The following is a 24,827-nucleotide window of genomic DNA, read 5'->3' on the forward strand; positions in this document are numbered from 1 at the left end:
CGCTGTGCATCGGGTGCCATGCTATAGTTCGCGCCCTCTTTTATATCCCCATGTGTTCCCCGCCCACCATGACCAAACGTGAAGCTCCAATCTACAAGGTGATTTTCCTCAACCAGGGCCAGGTGTTCGAAATGTACGCCAAGCAGATCTATCAAAGTGATCTGTGGGGCTTCCTGGAAGTGGAAGAGTTCGTCTTTGGCGAGCGCACCCAGTTGGTCGTCGATCCGGGCGAAGAAAAGCTCAAGGCCCAGTTCGAAGGCGTGGTGCGCAGCTTTGTGCCGATGCATTCGATTGTGCGCATCGATGAGGTCGAACGCCTGGGTACGCCGAAGATCAGCGAAGCACGGGGCACGAGCAATGTGATGCCGTTTCCGATGCCGATGCCCGAGAAATGATCTGCAATTAATTTGTAGGGCGTTTCCGAAACTGCCTCTCAATGGATGGACATTTTGTTTGAAAGATAGCAAATTTTGTTTATTCAGAGAGGGCATCATGAATATACCAATAATAAGAAAACCTCGAAGTTTCCCCCGTTCAACTGCGTTTAATCACGCCACTCATTAGCGCCAAGTTCCATCACGCCGTCATTAACGAACTGACTTGTTCGGGAGTAGCCCTGTGCGCGATCCTCGCTATGACATTCTGTTTGAGCCGGTACAAATAGGCCCGGTCCGTACTCGCAATCGCTTTTATCAAGTTCCCCACTGTAATGGCATGGGCCATGTACATCCCTCGGCCATGGCCCGGATGCGCGCAGTGAAAGCCGAGGGCGGCTGGGGCGTGGTGTGCACTGAAGAGTGCGAAATCAGCCCGCTGAGCGAGTTCTCCCCTTATATCGAGGCGCGTTTGTGGGATGAGCGCGACATTCCTGCATTGGCCCGCATGTGTGAGGCGGTACACCAGCACGGGTCGTTGGCAGGGGTAGAGCTGGCATTCAACGGTTACTCGGCGCCCAACCGCTACAGTCGCGAAATTCCCTGGGCGCCTTCCAATACCCCGGTGCGCAGTTACGACCCGGTGCAGGCCCGGGCCATGAGCCATGCCGATATCCGGCAATTGCGCGCCCTGCATCGAGCCGCCGCATTGCGCGCCCGGGAGGCGGGTTTCGACATCATCTATGTGTACGCCGGCCACGACCTGAGCGTGCCGTTCCATTTCCTCACGCCACGCAATAACCGGCGTACCGACGAATACGGCGGTGTGTTGGAAAACCGTGTGCGTTTGCTCCGCGAATTGATTGAAGACACTCGCGACGTAGTCGGTGATCGGTGTGCCGTAGCGGTCCGCCTGGCGGTGGATGAACAAATGGCCGACGGCTTGAGTCGCGAGGGCGAAGGTGCCGAAATCTTCTCGATGCTGGCGGACCTGCCGGACTTGTGGGACGTCAATGTCGCCGATTGGTCCAATGACAGCGTGACGGCGCGCTTTGCCGGGGAGGGTTACCAGGAGACCTTCCTGCTGGGGCTCAAGGCGCTGACCAGCAAGCCCGTGGTGGGCGTCGGCCGCTTCACTTCGCCAGACACCATGGTGTCTTTGGTTCGTCGTGGCGTGCTGGACCTGATCGGGGCGGCCCGCCCTTCGATTGCCGATCCCTTCTTGCCCAAGAAGATTGAAGAGGGGCGCGCCGAGGAAATTCGCGAGTGTATCGGCTGCAATGTATGCGTCAGTGGTGATCACACCAGCACGCCCCTGCGCTGTACACAGAACCCGACCATGGGTGAGGAATGGCGACGTGGCTGGCATCCCGAGTCGGTCAACCATACGCAGCAACCCGGCCGGGCGCTGGTGGTCGGCGCCGGGCCATCCGGGCTTGAGTGTTCACGGATCCTGGGTGCGCGAGGGATGGAAGTGGCCCTGGTCGACAGCCTGCGCACCCTGGGCGGACGTGTAGCGCTGGAAGCCCGGCTGCCGGGGCTGGCGAGTTGGGCGCGGGTGATTGACTATCGACTGGATGCGTTGAGCCGTATGCCGTCGGTGGAGATCTATCGGGAAAGCCACTTGCAGGCCCAGGACGTGCTGGATTTAGCCGCTGAGCATGTGTTCATTGCTACGGGTTCCCACTGGCGACGTGATGGATTGGGACGCGCCTTGCGCCGATCCTTAACGGGCCTGGACAGCCTGCCCGTGCTGACGCCTGATGACCTGATGGCAGGGGTGTTGCCCGCTTCGCCGGTGCTGCTGTTCGATGACGATCACTATTACATGGGCAGTGTGCTGGCCGAACATCTGGTGGCGCGTGGCGTGGAGGTGATATTCGTCACCCCCGCGGCGGACGTGGCGGCCTGGACCCATAACACCCTTGAGCAGCATCGCATTCAGCGTCGTCTGATGCAGTTGAATGTCACGATCGTGCCGTCCCATACGCTGGTCAGCGTTAAGCCAGAGGGCGTGGTAGCGGGCTGCATCTACACCGAACGTACGCGGTTGATCCCAGCTGCAGCCTTGCTGCTGGTCACTTCCCGGGAGCCTGAGCAGGCGCTGTATCAGGCCTTGAACAACTCACCCGAACAGTTACAGGCGGCAGGCATCCGAACGCTCACGCTGATCGGCGACTGTGTGGCGCCCGGCACCATTGCGGCGGCGGTGTATTCAGGGCATCGCATCGCGCGTGAGTTCGATGCGCCGGAGGGCTCGCTGGTAGTGCGCAGAGAAATTCCATTTATAGAGGTGTAGTCAGTCCAACTGTTCAATCAATAACGAGGAATACAATAATGAAAAAAATACTCCTGATGTTATTCACCGCGCTCCTGATTAATACATCGTTGTTTGCCAACGATTACAACGTGATCCGTTTCGCTGCCGATCCCAACTATGCGCCCTTTGCTTATAAAGACAGCACGGGGACTTTGACCGGTTTTGAAATAGATATCGGCAATGCAATTTGTGCACGTTTGAATGTTCGCTGCCAATGGGTCGAGAGTGACTTTGACGGCATGATTCCCAGCCTCAACGCCGGCAAGATCGACGCCATCTTCGCTTCAATGACCATCACTGCCGCTCGGCAAAAGGTCATCGACTTCTCCTCGGAGGTGTTTTCCAGCCCCACTGCCATGGTGATGCGCCCTGGCACTGAGCTTTCCACAGGCATGGCCGTCGGCTATTTGCAGGGCAGTACTCAGGAAGTTTATGCCCGGCAAGTGCTCGCTGGGCAGGGTATGAAGGTGGTGGCTTATGCCGATCAGGAGCAAGTGTACGCGGACCTGCTGACAGGGCGTTTGCAGGCATCGCTGCAGGATGCTCAGCAAGCACAGAGCGGATTTTTGCGTTCACCCCAAGGCGTCGGGTTTGTACTGGGGCCGCTGATTGACAGCGAGTTGATGCCGTCCAAAAGCGGCATCGGCGTCGCCAAGGGCAACCAGACGTTGAAAGCGCTGTTGAATAAGGGGCTGGCTGCCCTGCACGCCGATGGTACCTATGCTCGCCTGCAAGAGCAGTACTTCCCCGGTGTGAACATGTTCAGCGGCCAATAACCGCCTTCAACGGCCAGCGAGGACACGATCATGCTACCTGCCTTCACTCAATTCGCCGCGTCCCTGGGTGGTTTTTTACCGATGTTACTGCACGGGGTCTGGGTCACCCTGCAACTGGCACTGTTGTCATTGCTGCTGGGGCTGATCCTGGGCCTGCTGGGGGCAGGCGCCAAGCTGTCCAGGGTGAGGGCATGGCGCCTGTGCGCACAGGTGTACACCACCTTGATTCGCGGGGTACCGGACCTGCTGTTAATGCTGTTGATTTTCTACGGGTTGCAGACAGGCCTGAGTCGTCTGACCAGCGAATTGGGCTGGGCCTACATCGATATCGACCCTTTCAGCGCCGGCGTGATCACTCTGGGGTTTATCTACGGCGCTTATTTCACCGAAACCTTTCGCGGCGCGTTGCTGGCTGTACCCCGTGGGCAGTTCCAGGCAGCCAAGGCCCTTGGCCTGAGCTTCAGGCAGAGCTTTTTGCATGTGATATTCCCGCAGATGATGCGATTCGCCCTGCCGGGTCTGGGCAATAACTGGATGGTCTTGCTCAAGGCTACGGCGCTGGTGTCGATCATCGGCCTGGCAGACCTGGTGAAAGTGGCGCAGATGGCGGGCAAGAGCAGTCAGCAATTACTGGCTTTTCTGCTGCTGGCGGCGCTGGTCTACCTGTTGCTCAGCAGCGTTTCAAACGCAGCGTTGCGCTGGCTGGAGCGTCGGTATGGTGAAGGTGTGCAGGGATCATCATCATGATCGAGCTTATCCAGGAGTATTGGCGGCCGTTTATTTATTCCGACGGTCAACAAATCACCGGTCTGGCCATGACCTTGTGGCTGACCAGCGCCTCTTTGTGCCTGGGCCTGCTGTTGGCGTTGCCACTGTCCATCGCCAGGACGTCCAGCCGACGCTGGCTGCGCTGGCCGGTGCAAAGCTTTACCTACGTGTTTCGCGGCACACCGCTGTATATCCAGTTACTGATCTTCTACACCGGCATCTACAGCATTGGCGCTGTTCGCGAGCAACCGTTGCTGGATGCCTTTTTTCGCGAAGCGCTCAATTGCACGCTTCTGGCGTTTGCCCTCAATACCGCGGCCTACACCACGGAAATACTGGCGGGCGCAATTCGGGCAATGCCACGCGGTGAAATCGAGGCTGCTCGTTCCCTGGGCTTCGACGGCTGGAAGTTGTACGTGCACTTGATCATGCCCTCGGCCCTGCGCCGGTCGTTGCCCTACTACAGCAATGAAGTGATCTTCATGTTGCATTCCACCACCCTGGCGTTCACGGCAACGGTGCCGGATATCCTGAAAGTCGCACGGGATGCCAACGCTGCAACCTTCCTCACCTTCCAATCCTTTGGCCTGGCCGCGGCGCTTTACTTGTGTATTACGTTCGCGTTGGTCGGCTTGTTCCATCTGGCTGAACGACGTTGGCTGAGCTTTCTTGATTCGAGTCGATAGGGGGGCAATATGCAGACTCACAGGCATGAACTGTTAACGGCTGTGCCAGGTACCACGCGGCATATTCATAGTTTTCATTACGGTCCGGCCAATGCGCCGAGCAAGGTTTACATCCAGGCGTCCCTGCACGCCGATGAATTACCGGGGATGCTGGTGTTGTGGCATCTCAAACAGCGTCTGGCGCACCTGGAGGCGACAGGTGCGTTGCGTTGGCAAGTGGTGCTGGTGCCGGTGGCCAATCCGCTGGGGTTGGAGCAGGTGCTGATGGACGTACCGCAGGGGCGTTTCGATAACGACAGTCGAGAGAACTTCAACCGCTTCTTCGTTGACGTCAGCGAGCAGGTCGGCGACCAGGTACAGGATGTTCTGACCGATGATCCTGCGCATAACCTGCATCTGATCCGTGCGGCCCTGCGGCGAACCCTTGTCAGCCAGGTACCGGCGACCCAGCTGCACTCTCTGCGTTTGGTCCTGCAAACGCTGGCCTGTGACGCCGACAGGGTGCTGGACCTGCATTGTGATTTCGAGGCAGTGCAGCACCTGTACCTGGCGCCCGATGCCTGGCCCCAGGTGGAGCCGCTGGCGCGGTACCTGGGCGCTCGGGCCTGCTTTATGAGCCCGGACGCGGGCGGGCATTCGTTCGACGATTGCTACACCTTGTTCTGGGCACGGATGCAGGCGCGTTTTCCTGGGGCCTTTTCGGCGCCGGGTTTTGCCGTGACCGTGGAGTTGCGCGGCGTTGCCGATGTGGATCACGGGCTGGCGCGGCAGGATTGTCAGGCGTTGATCAACTATCTGATGTTACAGGGAGGCATTGAGGGGCAAGCGCCGCCACTGCCGGCGCTATTGAGCCCGCCAACACCCTTGGCGGGGGTCGAGCCGGTGGTGAGCCCGGTGGGAGGCTTGATGGTCTTTTGCGCGCAGGTGGGGGACTACCTCGAAGCAGGACAGATCGTGGCGCAAGTCATCGACCCGATCACGGACCGAGTGATTGAGGTCGCGTGTGAGCATGAAGGGCTGTTGTATGTGCGATCAGTACGCCGCATGGCAAGCGCCGGTATGACGATTGCCCATGTAGCGGGGTCCACGGCATATCGACAGGGCTACCTGTTATCGCCGTGATCAGGGCAGGGGAGAGAAGGGCGAGCGCCCATCGGCGCTCTGCAATTCCTGCAGGTAATTACGGAAAATCTGCCCCAGTACCTGGGTCGCCACTTCCAGTTCATCGCGCTGCATGTGCTCGGCGACCTCATCGGCGGTGTCCAGCGCGTCTTCAGCACCGTTGACCGCGGCCATTTTCAGCACGATGTAGGCCTGCACGTTATTGGCCGGCACGCCTTCACCCTTGAAGAACATATTGCCGAGCTGGAATTGCGCCTGGGCGTGGCCTTGTAGCGAAGCCTTTTCGAAGTAGCTCAACGCTTTGTTGAGGTCGACGGCCGGGTTCTTGCTGTCGTGGTAGAACTCGCCCAACTCGTATTGCGCTTGCGCATCCCCTTCATCAGCCTGTTTCTGGCACGCGCTCAGGGCTTCGGCCTGGCTGTCTGGCTGGGTATTGAGGGTGCAACGACCCATCGCTGGGATTAACAACGAGTTGCCGCCTGCCTGGGCATGTGCCAGCAGCGGCTGAAGGAGCAACAGGCAGCCCAGAACCAGGGTGCGGCCGGTGCGTTTCATGGGAATCGACTTACCTCTGACGGGGCGCGCGGACCCTCGGGGAGTCCAATAAGCGCGCATTATGAAATAAGCAGGCCTCTGCTTACAAAGTCTTTACTCGTTTTTCTGCTGCTTGGGCAAGTTATCTGCCGGATTGCAGGGCAATTCTCGAAAAAACCAGGAAACTTCTGTAAGCAAAGTAGCAAATCTGACGCTGCCTGGGGGGCAACGTCAGAACGTGGGTCACTTATTTCAGGGCCGCGAAGGCGCGTTCGGCAGCATCCAGGGTCAGTTTCAGCTCGGCTTCGCCATGGGCGATCGAGGTGAAGCCGGCTTCGAAGGCGCTCGGCGCCAGGTACACGCCGCCTTCAAGCATCAGGTGGAAGAAGCGCTTGAACAGGTCGGCATCGCTGCCCATCACGTCATCAAAGGTGACGATGTCGTCGGCGCCGCTGAAGTACAGGCCGAACATGCCACCGGCCTGGGTGGTGACAAACGGGATACCCGCGGCGTCGGCGCGCTGCTGCAGGCCATCAAGCAGGCGGGTGGTGTAGTCGGTCAGCTCGGCGTGGAAGCCCGGGCGGCTGATCAGGCGCAGGGTGGTCAGTCCAGCGGCCATTGCCAGCGGGTTACCCGACAAGGTGCCAGCCTGGTAGACCGGGCCCAGCGGGGCGATGTGCTGCATGATTTCGCGCTTGCCGCCGAAGCAGCCTACTGGCATACCGCCACCGATGATCTTGCCGAAGGTGCTCAGGTCCGGCGTGACGCCGTAGTGTGCCTGGGCGCCGCCGAGGGCGACGCGGAAACCGGTCATCACTTCGTCAAAGATCAGCACCACGCCGTGCTTGTCGCACTGCTCGCGCAGGCCTTCGAGGAAACCCGGTGCCGGCGGTACGCAGTTCATGTTGCCGGCCACCGGCTCGACGATGATGCAGGCCACGTCCTGGCCGACTTCGCTGAGCATTTGCTCGACGGCGGCGATGTCGTTGAACGGCAGGGTCAGGGTGTGCTTGGCGAATGCCGCCGGCACACCGGCAGAGTTGGGTACGCCCTGGGTCAGCGCGCCGGAGCCGGCCTTGACCAGCAGGCTGTCGGAGTGGCCGTGGTAGCAACCTTCGAACTTGATGATGTTGTCGCGGCCGGTGAAACCACGGGCCAGACGGATCGCGCTCATGGTGGCTTCGGTGCCGGAGCTGACCATGCGCACCATTTCCATCGACGGCACGATAGAGCAGACCAGGTCGGCCATCTCGGTTTCCATGGCGGTCGGCGCGCCATAGGACAAGCCGTGTTGCAGCTGCTGGCGCACCGCGTCGAGTACGTCCGGGTGGCTGTGGCCGAGAATCATCGGGCCCCAGGAGCCGACGTAGTCGACGTAGCGCTTGTCATCTTCGTCGGTGACGTAGGCGCCTTCGGCGTGTTTGAAGAACAACGGCGTGCCGCCCACGCTCTTGAACGCACGCACGGGGGAGTTCACACCGCCGGGGATGTGTTTCTGGGCATTGGCAAACAGGGTTTCGGAACGGGACATGATGGACGTCTCTCTGAAATCAGATTTTAAGAAGGGCATTGAAAGCACGGGCGCGTCGCGTGACTTCCTGAGTACTGTCGGCGCCGAATAAACCGTGCACCACGGCCAGCAGGTCGGCACCGTGGGCCACCAGCGGTTCGGCGTTGTCCAGGGTCACGCCGCCGATCACGCAGATCGGCAGCTGCAAGCGCGTGCGGGCCTCGGCCAGCATTTCAACGGTGGCGGCAGGTGCGCCGGGCTTGGTGGTGGAATTGAAGAAGCGCCCGAAGGCGACATAACTGGCGCCTTCCTTGGCGGCCTGTTCGGCCAGTTCGATCTGGCTGTGGCAGGTAGCACCGATGATCGCCTTGGAACCGAGCAGCGCACGGGCCGGGGTCAGCGGACCATCGGTCTGCCCCAGATGCACACCCACGCCCAGGCGCGCGGCGAGTTCGGCATCATCGTTGATGATCAATTGAGTCTTGTAGCGCGAGCACAGTTCATACAGCTTTTCGGCTTCACGCAGGCGCCGTGCCTCGTCGCTGCTTTTGTCGCGGTACTGCAACAGTGTCACGCCGCCGTCCAGCGCCGCTTGGACGTAGGCGAGGAACTTGCCGGCCAGGAGCTGGCTGTCGGTAATGGCGTAAAGGCCACGTAGTTTCATCGGGCAAGCCCCTTGCTGTGACAAGCGATAAGTTACGAGCAGAAATCCAGCGGCAGCCGGCGCGGCACGAACTGGCCCTGGCCCAGTTGCTCGGCGTCACGCAGGGTGCGCCAGGTGTAGTTGAGGGCCGATTGCACCGCGCTGGCCAAACCTTCGCCCTGGGCGATGCGCCCGGCCAGGGCGCTGGCCAAGGTGCAGCCCGAACCGTGATAGCTGCCGGGCAAGCGCTGGCAGGTAAAGGTATGGCGCGTGCCGTCGCGGCTGTACAGGCGGTTGTGCACTTCGTGTTCGTCGCCATGGCCGCCGGTGATCAGCAGGTGCTTGATGTACGGCAACAGTTTCTCGGCGCATTCATCGGCAGTGCCGTCTGGCAGTTCGGCCAGGATGCGCGCTTCCGGCAGGTTGGGCGTGGCGATCAGCGACAGGGGCAACAGCCGCTCGCGCATCGCATAGCCGACTTCGTCCTTGCCCAGGCTACCGCCGCCACCGGCGCGCAGCACCGGGTCGCAGACCACCGGCAGATGCGGGTGCGCCTGCAGCAGTTCGACCACCGTATCGACCATAGCGGTGGAACCGAGCATGCCCAGTTTGACGGCTGCGACTTCGCAGTCGCCGAGCACGGCATTGGCCTGGGCCAGCACCCACTCACGGTCGAGCACGCGGAAGTCGCTGACATTGACGGTGTTCTGCACGGTCAACGCTGTGACGGCCGGGGCCGCGTGGCAGCCCTGGGCGAGCAGGGCTTCGATATCTGCCTGCAAGCCGGCGCCACCACTGGGATCGTGGCCGGAGAGACAGAGGACAACGGGGCGAGAGCTGTAGATATTCATGGTGCGCGAGCTTACCACCAAACGCTTTTAGCGTGGCCGTCTGACGATGGTTGAAGTGTGAGCGCTGGAGCAGCGCTTTTCTGGCGAGTGAAACAGCATGAAAATCTTCTGAAGGCCTTGATGTAGAGCCTTTCAAAAAAATAGTTCAATGGTGTCCAATGGCCTTTAATGGCTATGCTAAAGTGCATTCAAACAACTTACTGTATCGCCGGTGTACGTCTTCTCAAAAGGATGGGGGGCTTTTGACATAACCGGACAGGCCACGCTGGGGCTCTATGCGCTATTTGCTGATCTTTATATTGTGCGGGCTACCCTTGCTCGCCGGCGCCGTCGAGTTCAACCAGGACACGCGAAGCCTGCCGCTGGGCCAGGTCATGCAAGTGCTCGAAGATCCAACCGATGCCCTCACCATTGCCGATGTCAGTTCCCCCGCCTACGCCGCCCAGTTCAAGACCCATGACAAAGCCACCCTCAACGCCGGCTATTCGCGCTCGGTGTTCTGGCTCAAGGTCAACCTGCATTACAGCGCAACAGATCCTCGTGCACCGCGCACCTGGTTTCTGGAGTTGGCTTATCCGCCGCTCAATCGCCTGGACCTGTATCAGAGCGACGGCACCGGTCACTACCGCCTGACCGCCCGCACCGGCAGTGCATTACCGTTTTCCAGCCGTGAAGTGAGCCAGAGCAACTACCTGTTCAAGCTCAACTTTGCGCCCGATCAGCAGCAGACCCTGTACCTGCGCTTGCAAAGCCAGGGCTCGATCCAGGCGCCGCTGACCCTGTGGGCGGGCACGGCGTATCTGGAAGAACAACCGCTGCGCTTGTATGTACTCGGGGCTATTTATGGTGTGCTGCTGGGCATGCTGATCTACAACCTGTTCATTTACCTCAGCGTGCGCGACACCAGCTACCTCTATTACATCCTCTATATTGCATCGTTCGGCTTGTACCAGCTGTCGGTCAATGGCGTCGCGGTGCAGTACTTCTGGCCGAACAACCCGTGGTGGGCGAATGCGGCGGTGCCGTTCCTGATCGGATCGGCGGCATTGTTCGGCAGCCTGTTCGCTCGCAGCTTCCTGCACACCGTGCAGCACAGCCGCTGGATCGACCGGATCCTGCTGGCGCTGGCAGCCTGCGGCGGCGTGGTGATGGCGCTGGCGCTGTTGACCAGCTACGCTGTGGCCCTGCGCCTGGCCACCGGCCTGGCGCTGGTGTTCACCGTGACCATCTTTGTCGCCGCGATCAAGGCCTGGTACTGCGGGCAGCGCATGGCGCGCTACTTCATCATCGCCTGGTCGGCGTTCCTGCTGGGCGGAGTGGTCAATACGCTGATGGTGCTGGGCTACCTGCCCAACGTGTTCCTGACCATGTACGCCAGCCAGCTCGGCTCGGCCATTGAAGTGGCACTGCTGTCCCTGGCCCTGGCCGACCGCATCAACGGTATGCGCGAACAGCAGGCGCAAATCCTCCTCGACGCCAGCCAGAAGCTCGAAGCGCTCAACCAGCAACTGGCCCGCAGTAATCGCCTCAAAGACGAGTTTCTCGCCACCCTGACCCACGAACTGCGCACGCCGATGAATGGGGTGATTGGTTCCCTGGAATTGATGCAGACCGTGCCGTTGGGCGAGGACCTGGCGCAGTACCAGCAAACCGCCGCGGGCTCGGCGCGGGACATGATGCGAATGGTCAACGGTATCCTCACCCTGACCGAGTTGCAGGCCGGTCGGATGGTGGCCCAGCCGCAAGCGTTCAGCCTGCGCGGTGTGCTCGACACCTTGCGCCAGCAGTTCACCCCCAGCGCGCAGAGCAAGGGCCTGGCGTTTTCCATTGATGTTGCCGATGAGTTGCCGGACCGGGTGATCGGCGATGCCGACAAACTGCTCCAATGCCTGGATTGCCTGCTGGACAATGCATTCAAATTTACCCAACTCGGCGCTGTGCGCTTGCGCGTGGTCGGGGTGCCCGAAGGGGAGGGTGCATTGCACCTGAGCTTTATTGTCACCGACACCGGTATCGGCTTCGCCTTTCTCGATGAGGCCACGCTGTACCAGCGCTTCTTCCAGCTTGATGGCTCGATGACTCGCGAATACGGCGGCCTGGGCATTGGTTTGGCGATTTGCCGGCAGTTGATCGAGCTGTTGGGTGGGCGCCTGACCCATCATTCGGAGCCGCGCAAGGGCAGCCGTTTTCAGTTGGAGGTGGACGTCAGCGTGGTGCCTGCGCAACCCAAGCCGAGCGGGCAAGCGCAGCCCAGGCAGCGTGCGCCCCAGGATTGCACCGTGTTGCTGGTGGACGACAACAGCGTCGGCCAGTTGGCGGTGCGTGGCATGTTGCTCAAACTCGGCTACCGGGTGAAAACCGTAGATAACGGCCCGGCGGCACTCGCGGCATTACAAGGCAATCGCTTCGATGCGGTGCTGCTCGACGTGCCGGAGGGCGGCTTCTCATTGTGCTGTCAGATTCGTGCACTGCCCGACTGTGGTGAGTTGCCGGTGATCGCCTTGAGTAGCTCAAGTGATGGACCAGAGCGTGAACGCTGCCATGGCGTCGGCATGACTGATCGCCTGGCTAAACCGGTGCGGTTCGAAGCCCTGCAAGGGGTGCTGGAGCGCCGCGTGTTGCGCTTGGGTGAGGGCGAAAGCGCCGGGCATTCGGCGGGTATGCCACTGTTTTAAGCGTGAGGTCGGTGCTTAACTGAATTCAAGGCCCCTCTTTCACGTGGCCTTTTTCCAGGAGGCCCGTCATGAACCTGCATCAGTTTGCCGAAACCCACGACGTCACCAATCAGCCACCGTCCCTGGACGGCACCAACCTGTATCGCATCGACTTGCCCCTGCAGCAATGGTCGCGTCGCTTTGGCGCCGGCTGGGCCGAATCGCGTATCGATGCCTACGGCGCGCTGGCCGGAGGGCCGTTGATGGCAGCCGGGTTCCTGGCCAACCAGAACAAACCGGTGTTCAGCAGCCATGACCGTTATGGTCATCGCATTGACCTGGTGGAGTTTCATCCGGCTTATCACGAACTGATGCGCACTGCCGTTGAGCATGGCCTGCCGTCGCTGCCCTGGGCTCACCCGCGGGCCGGCGCCCATGTGGCCCGTGCGGCAATGACCTACCTGCACAGCCAGGCCGAGGCCGGCACCGGTTGCCCGCTGACCATGACCTTCGCCTGCGTTCCGGCCTTGCGCCTGCAACCGGACCTGGCAGATCGCTGGTTGCCGAAAATCCTTTCGACCCAATATGACCCACGCAACGTCGGCATTGCCCACAAAGCCGGCGCCACCATCGGCATGGCCATGACCGAGAAGCAGGGCGGCACCGACGTGCGGGCCAACACCACACGCGCTTATCCGGTGGGCGCGGGTGGGCCCGGCCAGGCCTATGAGCTGGTGGGCCACAAGTGGTTCTGCTCGGCACCGATGTGCGACGGCTTCCTGACCCTGGCCCAGACCGACAAGGGCCTGACCTGTTTCCTGCTGCCCCGGCACCGCCCGGATGACACGCGCAACGAGTTCTATATCCAGCGCTTGAAGAACAAACTCGGCAACTGCTCCAACGCGTCCAGCGAAGTAGAGTTTCGCGGCGCCCTGGCCTGGATGGTCGGTGAAGAGGGCCGGGGTGTGCCGACCATCATCGAAATGGTCGCCATGACCCGCTTCGATTGCATGGTCGGCTCCAGCGCCTTGATGCGTCAGGCACTGACCCAGGCCAGTCATCACTGCGCGCACCGCCTGGTCGGTGGCCGCGTGCTCAACCAGCAGCCGCTGATGCAGAATGTCCTGGCCGACCTGGCATTGGAGAGCGAAGCGGCCCTGGCCTTGAGCCTGCGCATGGGGCGCGCCCTGGATCATCTTGAAGATGAACAGGAAGCCAAGTTCGCTCGGCTGGTCACGGCGGTGGGCAAGTATTGGATCTGCAAGCGAGCGCCCGCGATGATCAACGAAGCCGCCGAATGCATGGGCGGCGCCGGGTATGTGGAAGACAGCATCCTGCCGCGTCTTTACCGTGAGGCACCGGTGAACTCGACATGGGAAGGTTCCGGCAATGTGCAATGCCTGGACGTACTCCGCGCGTTGTCCAAAGAGCCGGGCGTGCTGGAGGTGCTGTTTGTTGAGTTGGGAGATGGCCATGGTGACAAGCAACTGGCGCGGCATATCGAGCAGTTGAAGTCGGCGTTTATGGACACCCAGGACATTCAGTACCGTGCGCGGCAGTTGACCGAGGATATTGCCGTGGCGTTGCAGGCCAAGTTATTGCTGGAGGCAGGAAATGCGGCGGTCAGCGACGGGTTTATCGCCAGCCGGTTGGGCGAATCGTCGGGGCGGGTATATGGCACCTTGCCGCGTGGGGTGGATGTAGAAGCCATAGTCGCGCGCTCAACCCCGCCATCTCCCATATTTTAAGGTGCATTCCAATCCGGCTGTTTCGGTGAGGCCGGGATACAGGCAAGATAAAGGCCTGCAAGTCCAGAACACAGGATGCTTACCGTGACCGAAGCTTTTGTTGTCGTTAAAACCGCCGAAGAAGCCGTGGACCGGCTGGCGGCTCTGCATGAGCAAGCCACCGGCGCGCTCAATCAAGCCCTCAAGCAATACCTCAAGGACCGCGTCGAGCCCGACGCCGCACAACGTGCACTGTTTCGCTACCCGGAACTGCGCCTGACCTACCACTGCCATGGCGAAGTCCCACAGACCACCCGTGCATATGCCAAGGTGCAACTGCCGGGTACCTACAGCGTCACCGTGACCCACCCCGCCGCGTTTCGTAAGTATCTGCTGGAGCAACTGGTGCCGCTGATGCACGACTTCACCGTCACGGTGGAAGTGGGCGTCAGCCAGCAGAACATTCCGTACCCGTACGTGGTGGAGCAGGGCGACGAACTGGCCGGCTCCGGCGTGACCGCCGCGACCCTGGCCCGCGTATTCCCCAGTACCGACCTGTCCGCCGCCACCGACGGCATTGCCGATGGCCTCTACGACTGGGAAAACACCGACCCGCTGCCCCTGGCATTGTTCGACGCGGCGCGCGTGGACTTTTCCCTGCGCCGCCTGGTGCATTACACCGGCAGCGATTGGCGCCATGTACAGCCGTGGATCCTGCTGACCAACTACCACCGCTACGTTGACCAGTTCATCCTGCACGGCCTGGAACAACTGCGCAGCGACCCGCGTTTTATCCGCATGGTGCTGCCGGGCAACGTGGTCATCGACAAGAGCATGGACCACGGCGAAGCCTCGGCGATTGCCGCCGGCGTGGTCTGGCATCGCTACCAGATGCCGGCGTATCACCTGCAAGCCAGTGACGGCCACGGCGTGACCCTGGTGAACATCGGCGTGGGCCCGTCCAACGCCAAGAACATCACCGACCACCTGGCCGTGTTGCGCCCGCATTGCTGGCTGATGATCGGCCACTGCGGTGGCCTGCGCCAATCCCAGACCATCGGCGACTACGTACTGGCCCACGCCTATATGCGCCGTGACGGGATTCTTGACCGCGTGGTACCGCCGAACATCCCGATCCCGGCCCTGGCCGAGGTGCAGTTGGCGCTCCAGCAAGCGGCGGCCCACGTCACTGGCGAAAAAGGCGAAGAGCTGAAAAAACGCCTGCGCACCGGTACCGTGCTGACCTATGACGACCGTAACTGGGAATTGCGCTGGGCCCAGGAACGGCCGCTGATCAACCTGTCCCGCGCCGTGGCCGTGGACATGGAAAGCGGCACCATCGCCGCCCAGGGTTACCGTTTGCGCGTGCCTTACGGCACCTTGTTATGCGTATCCGACAAACCCTTGCACAGCGAGATCAAGCTGCCGGGTTCGGCCAACGCGTTCTACGAGCGTGCGGTCAGCCAGCACTTGAAGATCGGCATCGAGGCGGTCGACCTGTTGCGCACCGAACTCAACTCGTTGCACTCGCGCAAACTGCGCAGTTTCGACGAGCCGCCGTTCCGTTAAGCGGTTGGGATGGTCATTTGGCGGTCAGGCCACTAGCATTGTCGGTCCTGACCGTTAGATGTTTCTTTGCCATGTCCCGTCCTACCCGTCCCGATTCGCGCCGCCCAGGCGTGAAACCTTCGCAGCCTGTTCGGCGTGTCGCCAAGGCGCCACCGGCCGAGCCGAAGCTGATCCTGTTCAATAAGCCGTTCGACGTGTTGACCCAGTTCAGCGACGAAGGCGGTCGCGCGACCCTCAAGGACTTCATCGATATTCCCGGTATTTACCCGGCCGGGCGCCTGGACCGTGACAGCGAAGGCTTGCTGCTGTTAACCAACGATGGCCAGCTTCAGGCGCGCATCGCCGACCCCAAGCACAAGCTGGCGAAAACCTACTGGGTGCAGGTGGAAGGCGAGCCGACCGAAGAACAGCTGCAACGTCTGCGCGATGGCGTCGAGCTGAACGACGGCATGACCTTGCCTGCCGAGGCCCGGCAACTGGAGGAGCCGGCATTATGGCCGCGCAACCCGCCGGTACGTTTTCGTAAAAGCGTGCCCACCCATTGGCTGGAATTGGTGATTCGGGAAGGACGCAACCGTCAGGTACGGCGCATGACCGCAGCGGTGGGCCTGCCGACGCTGCGCCTGGTGCGCGTGCGCATTGGTGACTGGTCTATCGACGGCCTGGATCAAGGCCAATGGAAAGCAGTACCGGCGCGCCTATAAAGCGCCGGACTCGATCAAGCCGATCACCACGCTCTTGATGATGAACGCGGCCACGCCCAGGCCCAGCACGAAAAACAGAATGAATGAGCCAAAGCGCCCGGCCTTGGATTTCTTCGCCAGGTCCCAGACGATAAAGCCCATGAAAATGATGAGGATAGTGACCAGGCCGGTCATCATCCATTCTTCAAACAGGGCGGGGTCGATGTTGTTCATGGGGCTCTTCCAGCAAGACAAGCGAGCAGTATACGGCAGCGTTACAGACGCAACATTGACCTGAGTCGAAGCACAATCCAAATGTGGGAGGGGGCTTGCTCCCGATGACTGAGTGTCAGTCAGTTATTTATCAACTGACCCACCGCTATCGGGAGCAAGCCCCCTCCCACATTTGAATCTCTGTGTTCTCAGGTGCGCAGGTGGGTCAGCGGCAGTTCGGTGCTGTTGAGTACCTGGTTGAGCACAAAGCTGGAACGCACGCTGGTCACCCCTTCGATGCGGGTCAGATGGCCTAGCAGCAGTTTCTGGTAATGGTCCATATCCGGCACCACCACCTTCAACTGGTAGTCCGCATCCATCCCGGTCACCAAACTGCATTCCAGCACTTGCGGCAAGGTGCGAATGGCGGCTTCAAAATTCTCGAAACGCTCCGGCGTGTGCCGGTCCATGCCGATCAATACGTAGGCTGTAAGGCTAAGGCCGAGCATCTTGCGATCCAGCAGGGCGACCTGGCGGGCGATATAGCCGTCGTCTTCCAATTGCTTGACCCGGCGCGAGCAGGGCGAAGGCGACAGGCCGATGCGTTCGGCCAGCTCCTGGTTGGAGATCCTCGCGTCGCGCTGCAATTCCGCCAAAATACTCAGGTCGTATCGGTCAAGCTTGCTCATTGGGTTGGCCTTTGTCGTAACTATTGCGGTGAATTATCCATGAAGGGTTAAAAATTGCGCAAGCACTGTTTATTGACGCAATCTTCGCAATCATCTGTCCGCCCGGCACGCCTATGATTACCAACAGAATCACCGCCTGGACAACAGTCCACAGCAGCGCGCCCAATCAGGCCCGCTGCGGCCGCCGCCCCAGCAGGGTTGAGCCGGCCTCCAGGCTGCACACTGTCCACAAGACGGCGTGAGGTGAGCCAACGTCAAAAGCGTTGAGCACGGACGAAATTCTCAAGGGGTGGCCGACGGGTCACCCCTTTTCTTTTGCCTTGAGAAAATAGTGCCCACGACTGATAACCTGCGTGAGAACCGGGTGAGGCTTTTCCAGTCTCATGTGTAGGCCCTAATCCGCAGTGAGGAAAAGCATGAAGCGCATCTGGCGTATGGCAGGTGTTGGTTTGCTGGTGGCAAGCGTCGGCACGCAGGTAATGGCCGACGAGCGCGATAACTCACCGGGCCCGGGTCAACGGCCTGAGCACAATCAGCCACGTCCACAAAACCCGCAGGATGATCGCGGCGGCCAGCACGAGGGTGGCCAATGGCAAGGTCGCCCGCAAGGTCATGAGCCAGGGCGACCTGCGCCGCAACCTTCCAATAACCTGCCGATCCAGGGCCGGCCCGATACGGTGCGCCAGACTCAGGAACCGCGCCAGGGTTATTACCGTGATATCCCCAGGCGCCCCGATGACAATCGGCATTGGGAGGCTGGCGGCCCCGGTTCGCGTCCGGGTAACGATCGCCCCGGTGATAACCGCTGGCCAGGCCGCCCCGACGGGCATGGCAACGGCTGGGGTCCGGGCCCGCAACATCGCCCTGGTTATGTCATCGACCGTTTTCCCGACCGCAATTACCGCGTGCCTTACCGTGGCCAGGACTACTTTTTCTCCGGCGGCTACTGGTATCGCCCCCAAGGCCCACGCTACGTGGTGGTGACGCCACCCTATGGCATCCGTGTGCATTACCTGCCGGACTATGCGCGTGAAGTATGGGTAGGGGGCTCGCTGTTGTTCCTTGCCGCTGGCGCGTACTACGCCTATGAGCAAAGCACCCAGCAATACGTGGTGGTGCAGCCTCCTGCGCAAGTGCCATCACCCCAGCCGGCGCCGCAAGGCAACGGCTATGACGTAGTGGCCTACCCTGCCAACGGCCAATCGCCGGCGCAGGTGCAGCAGGACGGCTACGACTGTTATCGCTGGGCGGTGCAGCAAAGCGGCTTCGACCCGCGCACCGTCACCTACGCCCCGGACCCGGCGGTGGTGCAAACCTACCGCCAGGCCCAGGGCAACTGCCTGGGCAGTCGTGGGTATCAGGTGCAGTACTAGGTTTTGTTGCCGGTGACCACTTCCAGCGGGTCGGCGTGCACCAATACTTCGGCTTTCGGGTATTCCCGGTGAATGGCGTCGGCGGCCTGGTCGCTGATGCCGTGAGCCACCGACAGCGTCAATTCCCCCGGCAACTCCAGGTGCAGCTGCACAAACCAGTGGTTGCCGGAAACCCGCGTACGCAAGTCGTGGGCACCCAGCACGCCGGGTACGCCACGAGCCAGTTCCAGCATGTGCTGGCTGACATCTGGCGGTAACTCTTCGTCCATCAACACCGCAAAGCTTTCCCGGGCGATCTGGATCGCGCTCCACAGAATGTAGGCGGCGATACCCAGGCCAAACCAGGCATCGACCTGATGAAAGCCAAAACCGGCCAACACCAGCGCAATCAGGATGCTGCCATTGAGCAGCAAGTCCGAGCGGTAGTGCAGCGAGTCGGCGCGCACCGCGTTGGAGCCGGTCTCGCGCACCACGCGGTGTTGCAGCATCAGCAGGGCCACGGTCAGCGCCAGCGACAGGATAATCACGCCAATGCTCAGCCACGGTGCGCCGACCGGCTCAGGGTGCTTGAGCCGTTCAAAGGCCTGGAGCGCAATCAGCACCGCACTGCCGGCAATAAACAAGGCTTGCGCCATGCCCGCCAGCGACTCCGCCTTGCCGTGCCCGTAACGGTGATCGTCATCGGCCGGGCGCAAGGCGTAATGCACGGCCAGCAGATTCAACAGCGAGGTCACGCCGTCGAGCAGCGAGTCGGTCAGCCCGGCGAGCATACTCACCGAGCCGCTGAGCCACCAGGCGATGGCCTTGGTGATAATCAGCACACTGGCCACGCCCACCGAGGCGCGGGTGGCCAGGCGCAGAAGCCTGGCGTGTTCGGGACTGCTGGTCATGGGCTGTCCTTACGCGGCGGGCTGCAGGCCCAGGGACGCGAGTTGTTGCACACTGCCCTTGAACTGGATCAGGCGCGGGTCGTCCAGCGGCAAGCTGCGGCCGGTTTCCTTCTCAATGATGCTTTGCAGCTTGGCATTGTCGACCTTGCCGTCGGCGCCGATGGCTTCGTGCAATTTCTCGGGCGCGACCTGGGCGGTCTTGCCGGGTTCGTAGTAGATCGCGCCCGTGGCGAAGTCGACCCCAAACGCGATCAGGCCCGGGATCACGTAGAACAGCAGGCCGACGGCGTCGAGCACGGCAATGGCCGGGTCGATCTTGCCGTCGATCTGGCCACGGCGGTCGGGGTAGAAAATCGAGCCGCAGGCGGTGAGTTGGCTCAGCAGGGTGACGGCGAGGACACCGCCGATGACACGGGAAGCGATACGCATGAAAAAGTCTCCTGAACACTATTTAAGGGTGACTATAAGCCAGATCTGCCAAACGCCGATGATCCAATGTGGGAGCCATAAATACATCTCCTGTGGTGTGGCGCTGTAACTGTGGGAGGGGGCTTGCTCCCGATGGCGGCCTCAGGGCCGGCCAGGATGCTGGATCAGACCGAGTACATATCCATTCCTGCGGTAACGGCTGATATTGGTTCCGCTTTTACAGCGGCTCACTTTTGAAAAGAGCAAAACGCTCTTGCCCCACCACTCGGCACCTCGCTCAGGCTCGGTGTGCCCGTAATCCGCCAGGGATTTGGGGGGTAAACCGGCATCCCTGCCGGTTTACCCCCCAAATCCCTGTCGAATTCCGGCCAGCGTGGTTTGACGGGGCGCCTAAGATCAAGAGCAAAAGCGGCTCGCTTCGCATCGTGGTTACTGTTGGCTGAGCTCCACGCTGCATTACAGTCCCAAGAGTGGGTGTATTTAAGACCCGCATCGGCACTCGGCAGTTCGCCGTTATACTCGCCGCTCTGCTTTGGAGCCAGTATGAATTCGTTGCCGATCGATGATGTTTTACCCGCCCTGCGTGACGCCTTGGCGCATCGCCATGAAGCCGTGCTGGAAGCGCCGCCTGGCGCCGGTAAAACCACCCGCGTGCCGTTGGCCTTGTTGCATGAGCCGTGGCTCGCCGGGCAAACCATCCTGATGCTCGAACCCCGGCGCCTGGCCGCCCGGGCCGCCGCCGAAAGACTGGCCAGCGAACTGGGCGAAAAGGTCGGTGAGACCGTGGGCTACCGCATTCGCCTGGACAGCAAAGTCGGCCCCAACACGCGTATCGAGGTGGTGACCGAAGGCATCCTCACTCGCCGCCTGCAGGACGACCCGGCATTGGATGGCGTGGGCCTGTTGATCTTCGACGAATTCCACGAGCGCAGCCTCGACGCCGACCTGGCGCTGGCCCTGAGCCTTAACGGGCGCGAGCTGTTTCGCGACGACCAGCCGCTGAAGATCCTGCTGATGTCCGCCACTCTCGAAGGCGAGCGCCTGGCGGGCTTGCTGGATGACGCGCCGATTCTGCGCAGTGAAGGGCGCATGTTCCCGGTGCAGATGCGTTGGGGCCGGCCGTACCAGGCCGGGGAGTTTATCGAGCCGCGCGTGGTGCAAACCGTCCTTGAAGCCCTGCATGACGAGACCGGCAGCGTGCTCGTGTTTTTGCCGGGGCAAGCGGAGATTCGCCGGGTCAACCAGCAACTGGCCGAGGCCTTGGGTGATCGCCCTGATGTGCTCTTATGCCCCCTGCACGGTGAGCTGGACCTCAACGCCCAGCGCGCCGCCATCGACCCGGCGCCGGCCGGCAAGCGCAAAGTAGTGCTGGCCACCAACATCGCCGAGACCAGCCTGACCATCAACGGCGTGCGCGTGGTGATCGACGCCGGGCTGGCGCGGGTGCCACGTTTTGACCCGGGCAGCGGCATGACGCGCCTCGACACCCAGCGCATTTCCCGTGCCAGCGCCACCCAGCGCGCCGGTCGGGCAGGGCGGTTGGAACCGGGGGTGTGTTATCGGTTGTGGTCCGAAGACCAGCATGACGGTTTGGCCGCCTATGGCAGTGCGGAAATTCTCGCCGCCGACCTGGCCGGGCTGGCCTTGCAACTGGCGCGCTGGGGCGTGACACCCAGCCAGTTGGTTTGGCTGGACATCCCACCGACCGCCGCCTATGCCCAGGCTCAGGAGCTGTTGCAACGCCTGGGTGCATTGAACGAAGCAACCCTCACCGCCCATGGCCAGAAGATGGCCGAGCTGCCGGCCCACCCGCGTATTGCCCATCTGTTATTGCGTGGCCAGGACCTTGGGCTGGCTGCCATGGCCTGTGACGTGGCAGCCCTGTTGGGCGAGCGCGATATCCTGCGCGGCGGCGGTGCCGACTTGCACAGCCGCCTGGCGTTGATGGCCGGTGAAGAACGCGCACGCGGCACTCAGGGTGGCGTGCAGCGCGCCAAGCAGTTGGCACGGCAATATCGTGGCTACCTGCGCGGCAAGGCGACCCAGCCGGTGGACAATCCCGACCACCCGCGCTGGCTCGGCGCCTTGCTCGCACTGGCCTACCCGGACCGCGTCGCCCAGCAACGTCGCCCCGGTGGCGCTGAATATCGCCTGGCCAATGGTCGCGCGGCGCTGTTTGCCGAAGCCGACAGCCTGATGAAACAACCCTGGCTGGTGATCGCCGACCTGGGCAGCCGCCAGGGCCAGCGCGAAGAACGCATCTACCTGGCGGCGGATTTTGATCCGGCGTTGTTCGACACCGTGCTGGCCGAGCAAGTGCGCAATGTCGACCAACTCGACTGGGACGAACGCGAAGGCGTCTTGCGTGCCGAGCGCCAACGCAAAGTCGGTGAACTGGTACTCAGCCGCGAACCCCTGACCGGCCTCGACGAATCCGCCCGCAGCCAGGCGCTGGTCAACCTGGTGCGCCGCAAAGGCTTGGAACTGCTGCCCTGGACTCCGGAACTGCGTCAGTGGCAAGCCCGTGTGATGCTCCTGCGCCAACTCGACGCCGGCAACACCAGCGAGTGGCCCGACATCAGCGACAAGGCCCTGCTCGCCAGCCTCGAACACTGGTTGATGCCTTACCTGGGCAAGGTCTCGCGCCTCAGCCATTTCGCCAACCTGGATATTTCCAGCTACCTGCACAACCTGTTGCCCTGGCCATTGCCCCAACGCCTGGAAGAGTTGGCGCCGCAGCATGTGAAGGTGCCGTCGGGGTCATCGGTACGCCTGGACTACAGCGAGCAGCCGCCGATCCTGGCGGTGCGCTTGCAGGAATTGTTCGGGCTGGCAGACACCCCGCGTATCGCCGGCGGGCGCCTGGCCGTGAAGTTGCACCTGCTGTCCCCGGCGCGGCGGCCGGTGCAGGTCACGCAGGATCTGGCGAACTTCTGGCGCAGTACCTACGCCGAGGTGAAGAAGGATTTGAAAGGGCGCTACCCCAAGCATTACTGGCCGGATGATCCGTTGGTGGCCGAAGCGACGGCCCGGATCAAACCCAGAAAGCCTTGAGTGTAAGTAACTCCCCAGTCGTTTTGATGACTGGGGGGTTACCTGAAAGCTTTGAATCAGAGCAAGGTGGTTGTCTTGAAGGGCTTAAAGCGCTTCAAGCGCACTGTCAAATTGCTTATGCGCGTTTGGCAACGATTTGCTCGTTTGGGTGTGGATGCCGCAGGTGTACTCGATGAACGAATGCCCGGCGGTTTCAGACTGGGCAATATTGTAGTTCTGAAAGGGCAGCATGGCCCTGCGCACAGGGGACTGATCCAGGATGTTCTTGAATGTGGTGCTCGCGTCATCAGCGATCCACAGCCTTCTTACTTTTCTCTGCTGGTTGCCATCGATGAATTTATGCCGGGCATGCAGGACCCGCAGGTTATCCATCACCAGAATGTCCCCTGGCTCAAGGCTGATGGGGGTAATGTAACGCTCGTTGGTGGAGTAGTGGGTCTGGATGTATTTAAACGCCGCGCTGGCCCATTCGGGAATAAACGCAGTGCTGTCATACCGGTAGCGAATTCTTAACGTTTCGTCATCGATTTTTTCAAAGACGGCGCAATCGATGGACAACAAGTCGTCGCGGCAGTAAGTAACACTGCCGCTGGTCATCAAAATTTTTAATGTCTCGGCGTTATTGGCAAGCAGGTCATTGTAGATTTTCTGCCCATCCACCAGGAAGTTGTCGCCGCCAAATTCAGGCTTTGAAACGCACTGGAGAATGACGAATTTGGGTGGCGTGATTTTTTTCGCAGTGCCCTCTACGTAGGCGATGCCATTCAAGAATGACCCATCGGTATGCGGGAAAAAATCGCTCGACAGTTCGCCATGATAATCATCCTTGAAGCGTTGCCAGTCCTTGTTGATCGGCTCGCCACCGCCCACCACACCGTGTTCATCGGACTTGGTATGAAACTGAATCAGCCCAAACTTGCCGGCGGTCTCTCTAAAGGCTTCCAGAGAGTGGTCTTGGGGCTTGATAACGCAATATCCATACTCTTTCAGAAACGTTGAGATTTCTTTGGTTTCAAAAAAATCAAACTTACGTATGCTCATTTCACGCTCCTTGTTTTATTGGAAGAACTTTTTACAGGCCGTTGAAAAAATGATCGAAGATCATCTTCAAACCAAAAAACGTCACCCCTGCCTTTAACAGCATTGCGCCGACACGCTGCGATATACGGTCTCTGAGAAAGCCGCCCAGGTACGAACCCAATGTAGAGGCGGTAATCATGATGATGATCAGGTTGGCGTAATCCATGAACGCAAAACCTGCAATAACAAAGGCGGCGACCTTGAGCCCGTGCAGTACGCTCATTTGCATGGCGTGGGTGACAATTACTTCGTTTTTATTAATATTCATCTTCATCAGGATGGGCTGCGATATCAAACCGGTTACGGCCACGAACAGTGAAAGGAAGGTTTGAAAAAAGCCCACCAGGGCAAAGTTTTTAAATATAAAACCCAGGCGTGCGACGATCTTGGTCCAGGTGATGGCCAGGATGAAGAAGCCGAGAATCAGTGATAAATATTGCTCGGGAAATTTGCCGATGAAGAAGTAACCGATGAACGCGCCGACCAGGCAGCCGATAACGTATTTAGGCAGGATTTCCACTTTTGCACTTTTGAAGTCAAACGCGAATCGACTGGCGTTGCTGACCATTTGAATCAAGCCGTGAACCGGTACAACCGCAGAAATGGGGATGAATTGAGGCATAACCGCAAGCAGTCCAATCCCGCCGCCCACGCCAATGGCAGCCGTCATGAATGACGTAATAAAACTGACGCCCACCAATAGATACAAACCATCAGAAAGTTCGAGCATTGTTAATTCCTATCCAATTTTATAAAGCGTAAAGCGTATATATCGATGCGCAGGCTTCTCATCAGGTGAGTAAACCGGGCGCAATCGCCTGCGAGCGCGCTGAGAGAGTCAGGCGCTTTGAATCTGGCGTAGAAGTGGGTATTGCTACGTGA

General features: G+C 60.6%; 22 protein-coding genes. 12 read left to right on the forward strand and 10 right to left on the reverse strand.

From position 1 onward, the window contains the following. Window positions 1-68: 68 nt before the first annotated feature. The 6 genes from FW800_RS13490 (at window position 69) to FW800_RS13515 (ending at window position 6,046) form a co-directional block, all read left to right on the forward strand. Window positions 69-395 carry a DUF1820 family protein gene (locus FW800_RS13490; protein WP_003194436.1) on the forward strand — a complete coding sequence of 109 codons (327 nt, stop codon included), beginning with the start codon at window positions 69-71 and terminating at the stop codon, window positions 393-395. A 223-nt stretch (window positions 396-618) separates the two neighbouring features. Further along, on the forward strand, window positions 619-2,673 hold the full coding sequence (locus FW800_RS13495; RefSeq protein ID WP_446437793.1) for an oxidoreductase: 2,055 nt from the start codon (window positions 619-621) through the stop codon (window positions 2,671-2,673). Between the two features lie 38 nt (window positions 2,674-2,711). Beyond that, window positions 2,712-3,470, forward strand: coding sequence for a transporter substrate-binding domain-containing protein (locus tag FW800_RS13500; RefSeq protein ID WP_446437794.1), 759 nt, complete (start codon window positions 2,712-2,714; stop codon window positions 3,468-3,470). A gap of 30 nt (window positions 3,471-3,500) precedes the next feature. After that, the gene (locus FW800_RS13505) at window positions 3,501-4,217 is read left to right on the forward strand and encodes an ABC transporter permease (protein WP_005791712.1); all 717 of its coding nucleotides are present in this window, start codon (window positions 3,501-3,503) and stop codon (window positions 4,215-4,217) included. Then, window positions 4,214-4,924 (forward strand): ABC transporter permease, encoded by a 711-nt coding sequence (locus FW800_RS13510; protein WP_032879313.1) that lies wholly within the window; start codon window positions 4,214-4,216, stop codon window positions 4,922-4,924. The genes FW800_RS13505 and FW800_RS13510 overlap by 4 nt, the downstream gene beginning before the upstream one ends. Before the next feature lie 9 nt (window positions 4,925-4,933). Then, window positions 4,934-6,046 (forward strand): succinylglutamate desuccinylase/aspartoacylase family protein, encoded by a 1,113-nt coding sequence (locus FW800_RS13515; RefSeq protein ID WP_032879315.1) that lies wholly within the window; start codon window positions 4,934-4,936, stop codon window positions 6,044-6,046. On the opposite strand, the gene FW800_RS13520 is transcribed toward FW800_RS13515, so the two are convergent. The 4 genes from FW800_RS13520 to FW800_RS13535 all read right to left on the reverse strand — a co-directional run bounded on the left by FW800_RS13520 (window position 6,047) and on the right by FW800_RS13535 (window position 9,584). After that, window positions 6,047-6,601 carry a tetratricopeptide repeat protein gene (locus FW800_RS13520; protein ID WP_005791705.1) on the reverse strand — a complete coding sequence of 185 codons (555 nt, stop codon included), beginning with the start codon at window positions 6,599-6,601 and terminating at the stop codon, window positions 6,047-6,049. Window positions 6,602-6,827: 226 nt separating this feature from the next. Next, the gene (hemL, locus tag FW800_RS13525; protein WP_005791703.1) at window positions 6,828-8,111 is read right to left on the reverse strand and encodes a glutamate-1-semialdehyde 2,1-aminomutase; all 1,284 of its coding nucleotides are present in this window, start codon (window positions 8,109-8,111) and stop codon (window positions 6,828-6,830) included. A 19-nt stretch (window positions 8,112-8,130) separates the two neighbouring features. Further along, a complete protein-coding gene (thiE, locus tag FW800_RS13530; RefSeq protein WP_032879317.1) occupies window positions 8,131-8,754 on the reverse strand; it encodes a thiamine phosphate synthase in 624 nt (207 codons plus the stop codon). A gap of 32 nt (window positions 8,755-8,786) precedes the next feature. Beyond that, window positions 8,787-9,584 (reverse strand): hydroxymethylpyrimidine/phosphomethylpyrimidine kinase, encoded by a 798-nt coding sequence (locus FW800_RS13535; RefSeq protein WP_446437795.1) that lies wholly within the window; start codon window positions 9,582-9,584, stop codon window positions 8,787-8,789. Window positions 9,585-9,859: 275 nt separating this feature from the next. Between FW800_RS13535 and FW800_RS13540 the strand changes: the two genes are divergently transcribed. The 4 genes from FW800_RS13540 to FW800_RS13555 all read left to right on the forward strand — a co-directional run bounded on the left by FW800_RS13540 (window position 9,860) and on the right by FW800_RS13555 (window position 16,238). Beyond that, on the forward strand, window positions 9,860-12,259 hold the full coding sequence (locus tag FW800_RS13540) for a hybrid sensor histidine kinase/response regulator (protein WP_248089294.1): 2,400 nt from the start codon (window positions 9,860-9,862) through the stop codon (window positions 12,257-12,259). A gap of 68 nt (window positions 12,260-12,327) precedes the next feature. Beyond that, window positions 12,328-13,986 carry an acyl-CoA dehydrogenase family protein gene (locus tag FW800_RS13545; protein ID WP_446437796.1) on the forward strand — a complete coding sequence of 553 codons (1,659 nt, stop codon included), beginning with the start codon at window positions 12,328-12,330 and terminating at the stop codon, window positions 13,984-13,986. A 75-nt stretch (window positions 13,987-14,061) separates the two neighbouring features. Further along, window positions 14,062-15,534: an AMP nucleosidase gene (gene amn, locus FW800_RS13550; RefSeq protein ID WP_164699529.1), complete on the forward strand. Its 1,473-nt coding sequence runs from the start codon at window positions 14,062-14,064 to the stop codon at window positions 15,532-15,534. A gap of 71 nt (window positions 15,535-15,605) precedes the next feature. Next, a complete protein-coding gene (locus FW800_RS13555; RefSeq protein ID WP_248129878.1) occupies window positions 15,606-16,238 on the forward strand; it encodes a pseudouridine synthase in 633 nt (210 codons plus the stop codon). Here the strand turns inward: FW800_RS13555 and FW800_RS13560 are convergent. Next, entirely contained in the window at window positions 16,233-16,442 is a 210-nt protein-coding gene (locus tag FW800_RS13560; protein ID WP_025999909.1) for a DUF2788 domain-containing protein, read from the reverse strand. The genes FW800_RS13555 and FW800_RS13560 overlap by 6 nt on opposite strands. A gap of 197 nt (window positions 16,443-16,639) precedes the next feature. Continuing rightward, a complete protein-coding gene (locus FW800_RS13565; RefSeq protein ID WP_003194418.1) occupies window positions 16,640-17,119 on the reverse strand; it encodes an Lrp/AsnC family transcriptional regulator in 480 nt (159 codons plus the stop codon). A gap of 416 nt (window positions 17,120-17,535) precedes the next feature. On the opposite strand from FW800_RS13565, the gene FW800_RS13570 reads away from it, so the two are divergent. Beyond that, entirely contained in the window at window positions 17,536-18,492 is a 957-nt protein-coding gene (locus tag FW800_RS13570; RefSeq protein WP_032879324.1) for a DUF6515 family protein, read from the forward strand. On the opposite strand, the gene FW800_RS13575 is transcribed toward FW800_RS13570, so the two are convergent. Both FW800_RS13575 and FW800_RS13580 read right to left on the reverse strand, forming a co-directional pair. Further along, window positions 18,489-19,382 carry a cation diffusion facilitator family transporter gene (locus tag FW800_RS13575; protein WP_032879326.1) on the reverse strand — a complete coding sequence of 298 codons (894 nt, stop codon included), beginning with the start codon at window positions 19,380-19,382 and terminating at the stop codon, window positions 18,489-18,491. The genes FW800_RS13570 and FW800_RS13575 overlap by 4 nt on opposite strands. 9 nt (window positions 19,383-19,391) lie before the next feature. Continuing rightward, entirely contained in the window at window positions 19,392-19,811 is a 420-nt protein-coding gene (locus FW800_RS13580; RefSeq protein WP_005791686.1) for a hypothetical protein, read from the reverse strand. A 543-nt stretch (window positions 19,812-20,354) separates the two neighbouring features. Here FW800_RS13580 and hrpB point away from each other — a divergent pair. After that, window positions 20,355-22,865, forward strand: a complete 2,511-nt coding sequence (gene hrpB / locus FW800_RS13585) for an ATP-dependent helicase HrpB (RefSeq protein ID WP_446437797.1) — start codon at window positions 20,355-20,357, stop codon at window positions 22,863-22,865. An 84-nt stretch (window positions 22,866-22,949) separates the two neighbouring features. Here hrpB and FW800_RS13590 read toward each other — a convergent pair whose 3' ends face one another. Both FW800_RS13590 and FW800_RS13595 read right to left on the reverse strand, forming a co-directional pair. Then, window positions 22,950-23,906: a TauD/TfdA family dioxygenase gene (locus FW800_RS13590; protein WP_446437798.1), complete on the reverse strand. Its 957-nt coding sequence runs from the start codon at window positions 23,904-23,906 to the stop codon at window positions 22,950-22,952. Between the two features lie 31 nt (window positions 23,907-23,937). Beyond that, window positions 23,938-24,675 carry a TSUP family transporter gene (locus FW800_RS13595; RefSeq protein WP_005791677.1) on the reverse strand — a complete coding sequence of 246 codons (738 nt, stop codon included), beginning with the start codon at window positions 24,673-24,675 and terminating at the stop codon, window positions 23,938-23,940. Window positions 24,676-24,827 lie beyond the last annotated feature (152 nt).

Source organism: Pseudomonas sp. 910_23 (assembly GCF_052850795.1).

Coding starts and splice junctions, on each gene's coding strand:
- FW800_RS13490 (WP_003194436.1), top strand. CDS start 69: ATGACCAAACGTGAAGCTCCAATCTACAAGGTGATTTTCCTCAACCAG.
- FW800_RS13500 (WP_446437794.1), top strand. CDS start 2,712: ATGAAAAAAATACTCCTGATGTTATTCACCGCGCTCCTGATTAATACA.
- FW800_RS13505 (WP_005791712.1), top strand. CDS start 3,501: ATGCTACCTGCCTTCACTCAATTCGCCGCGTCCCTGGGTGGTTTTTTA.
- FW800_RS13510 (WP_032879313.1), top strand. CDS start 4,214: ATGATCGAGCTTATCCAGGAGTATTGGCGGCCGTTTATTTATTCCGAC.
- FW800_RS13515 (WP_032879315.1), top strand. CDS start 4,934: ATGCAGACTCACAGGCATGAACTGTTAACGGCTGTGCCAGGTACCACG.
- FW800_RS13520 (WP_005791705.1), bottom strand. CDS start 6,601: ATGAAACGCACCGGCCGCACCCTGGTTCTGGGCTGCCTGTTGCTCCTT.
- hemL (WP_005791703.1), bottom strand. CDS start 8,111: ATGTCCCGTTCCGAAACCCTGTTTGCCAATGCCCAGAAACACATCCCC.
- thiE (WP_032879317.1), bottom strand. CDS start 8,754: ATGAAACTACGTGGCCTTTACGCCATTACCGACAGCCAGCTCCTGGCC.
- FW800_RS13535 (WP_446437795.1), bottom strand. CDS start 9,584: ATGAATATCTACAGCTCTCGCCCCGTTGTCCTCTGTCTCTCCGGCCAC.
- FW800_RS13540 (WP_248089294.1), top strand. CDS start 9,860: ATGCGCTATTTGCTGATCTTTATATTGTGCGGGCTACCCTTGCTCGCC.
- FW800_RS13545 (WP_446437796.1), top strand. CDS start 12,328: ATGAACCTGCATCAGTTTGCCGAAACCCACGACGTCACCAATCAGCCA.
- amn (WP_164699529.1), top strand. CDS start 14,062: ATGCTTACCGTGACCGAAGCTTTTGTTGTCGTTAAAACCGCCGAAGAA.
- FW800_RS13555 (WP_248129878.1), top strand. CDS start 15,606: ATGTCCCGTCCTACCCGTCCCGATTCGCGCCGCCCAGGCGTGAAACCT.
- FW800_RS13565 (WP_003194418.1), bottom strand. CDS start 17,119: ATGAGCAAGCTTGACCGATACGACCTGAGTATTTTGGCGGAATTGCAG.
- FW800_RS13570 (WP_032879324.1), top strand. CDS start 17,536: ATGAAGCGCATCTGGCGTATGGCAGGTGTTGGTTTGCTGGTGGCAAGC.
- FW800_RS13575 (WP_032879326.1), bottom strand. CDS start 19,382: ATGACCAGCAGTCCCGAACACGCCAGGCTTCTGCGCCTGGCCACCCGC.
- FW800_RS13580 (WP_005791686.1), bottom strand. CDS start 19,811: ATGCGTATCGCTTCCCGTGTCATCGGCGGTGTCCTCGCCGTCACCCTG.
- hrpB (WP_446437797.1), top strand. CDS start 20,355: ATGAATTCGTTGCCGATCGATGATGTTTTACCCGCCCTGCGTGACGCC.
- FW800_RS13590 (WP_446437798.1), bottom strand. CDS start 23,906: ATGAGCATACGTAAGTTTGATTTTTTTGAAACCAAAGAAATCTCAACG.
- FW800_RS13595 (WP_005791677.1), bottom strand. CDS start 24,675: ATGCTCGAACTTTCTGATGGTTTGTATCTATTGGTGGGCGTCAGTTTT.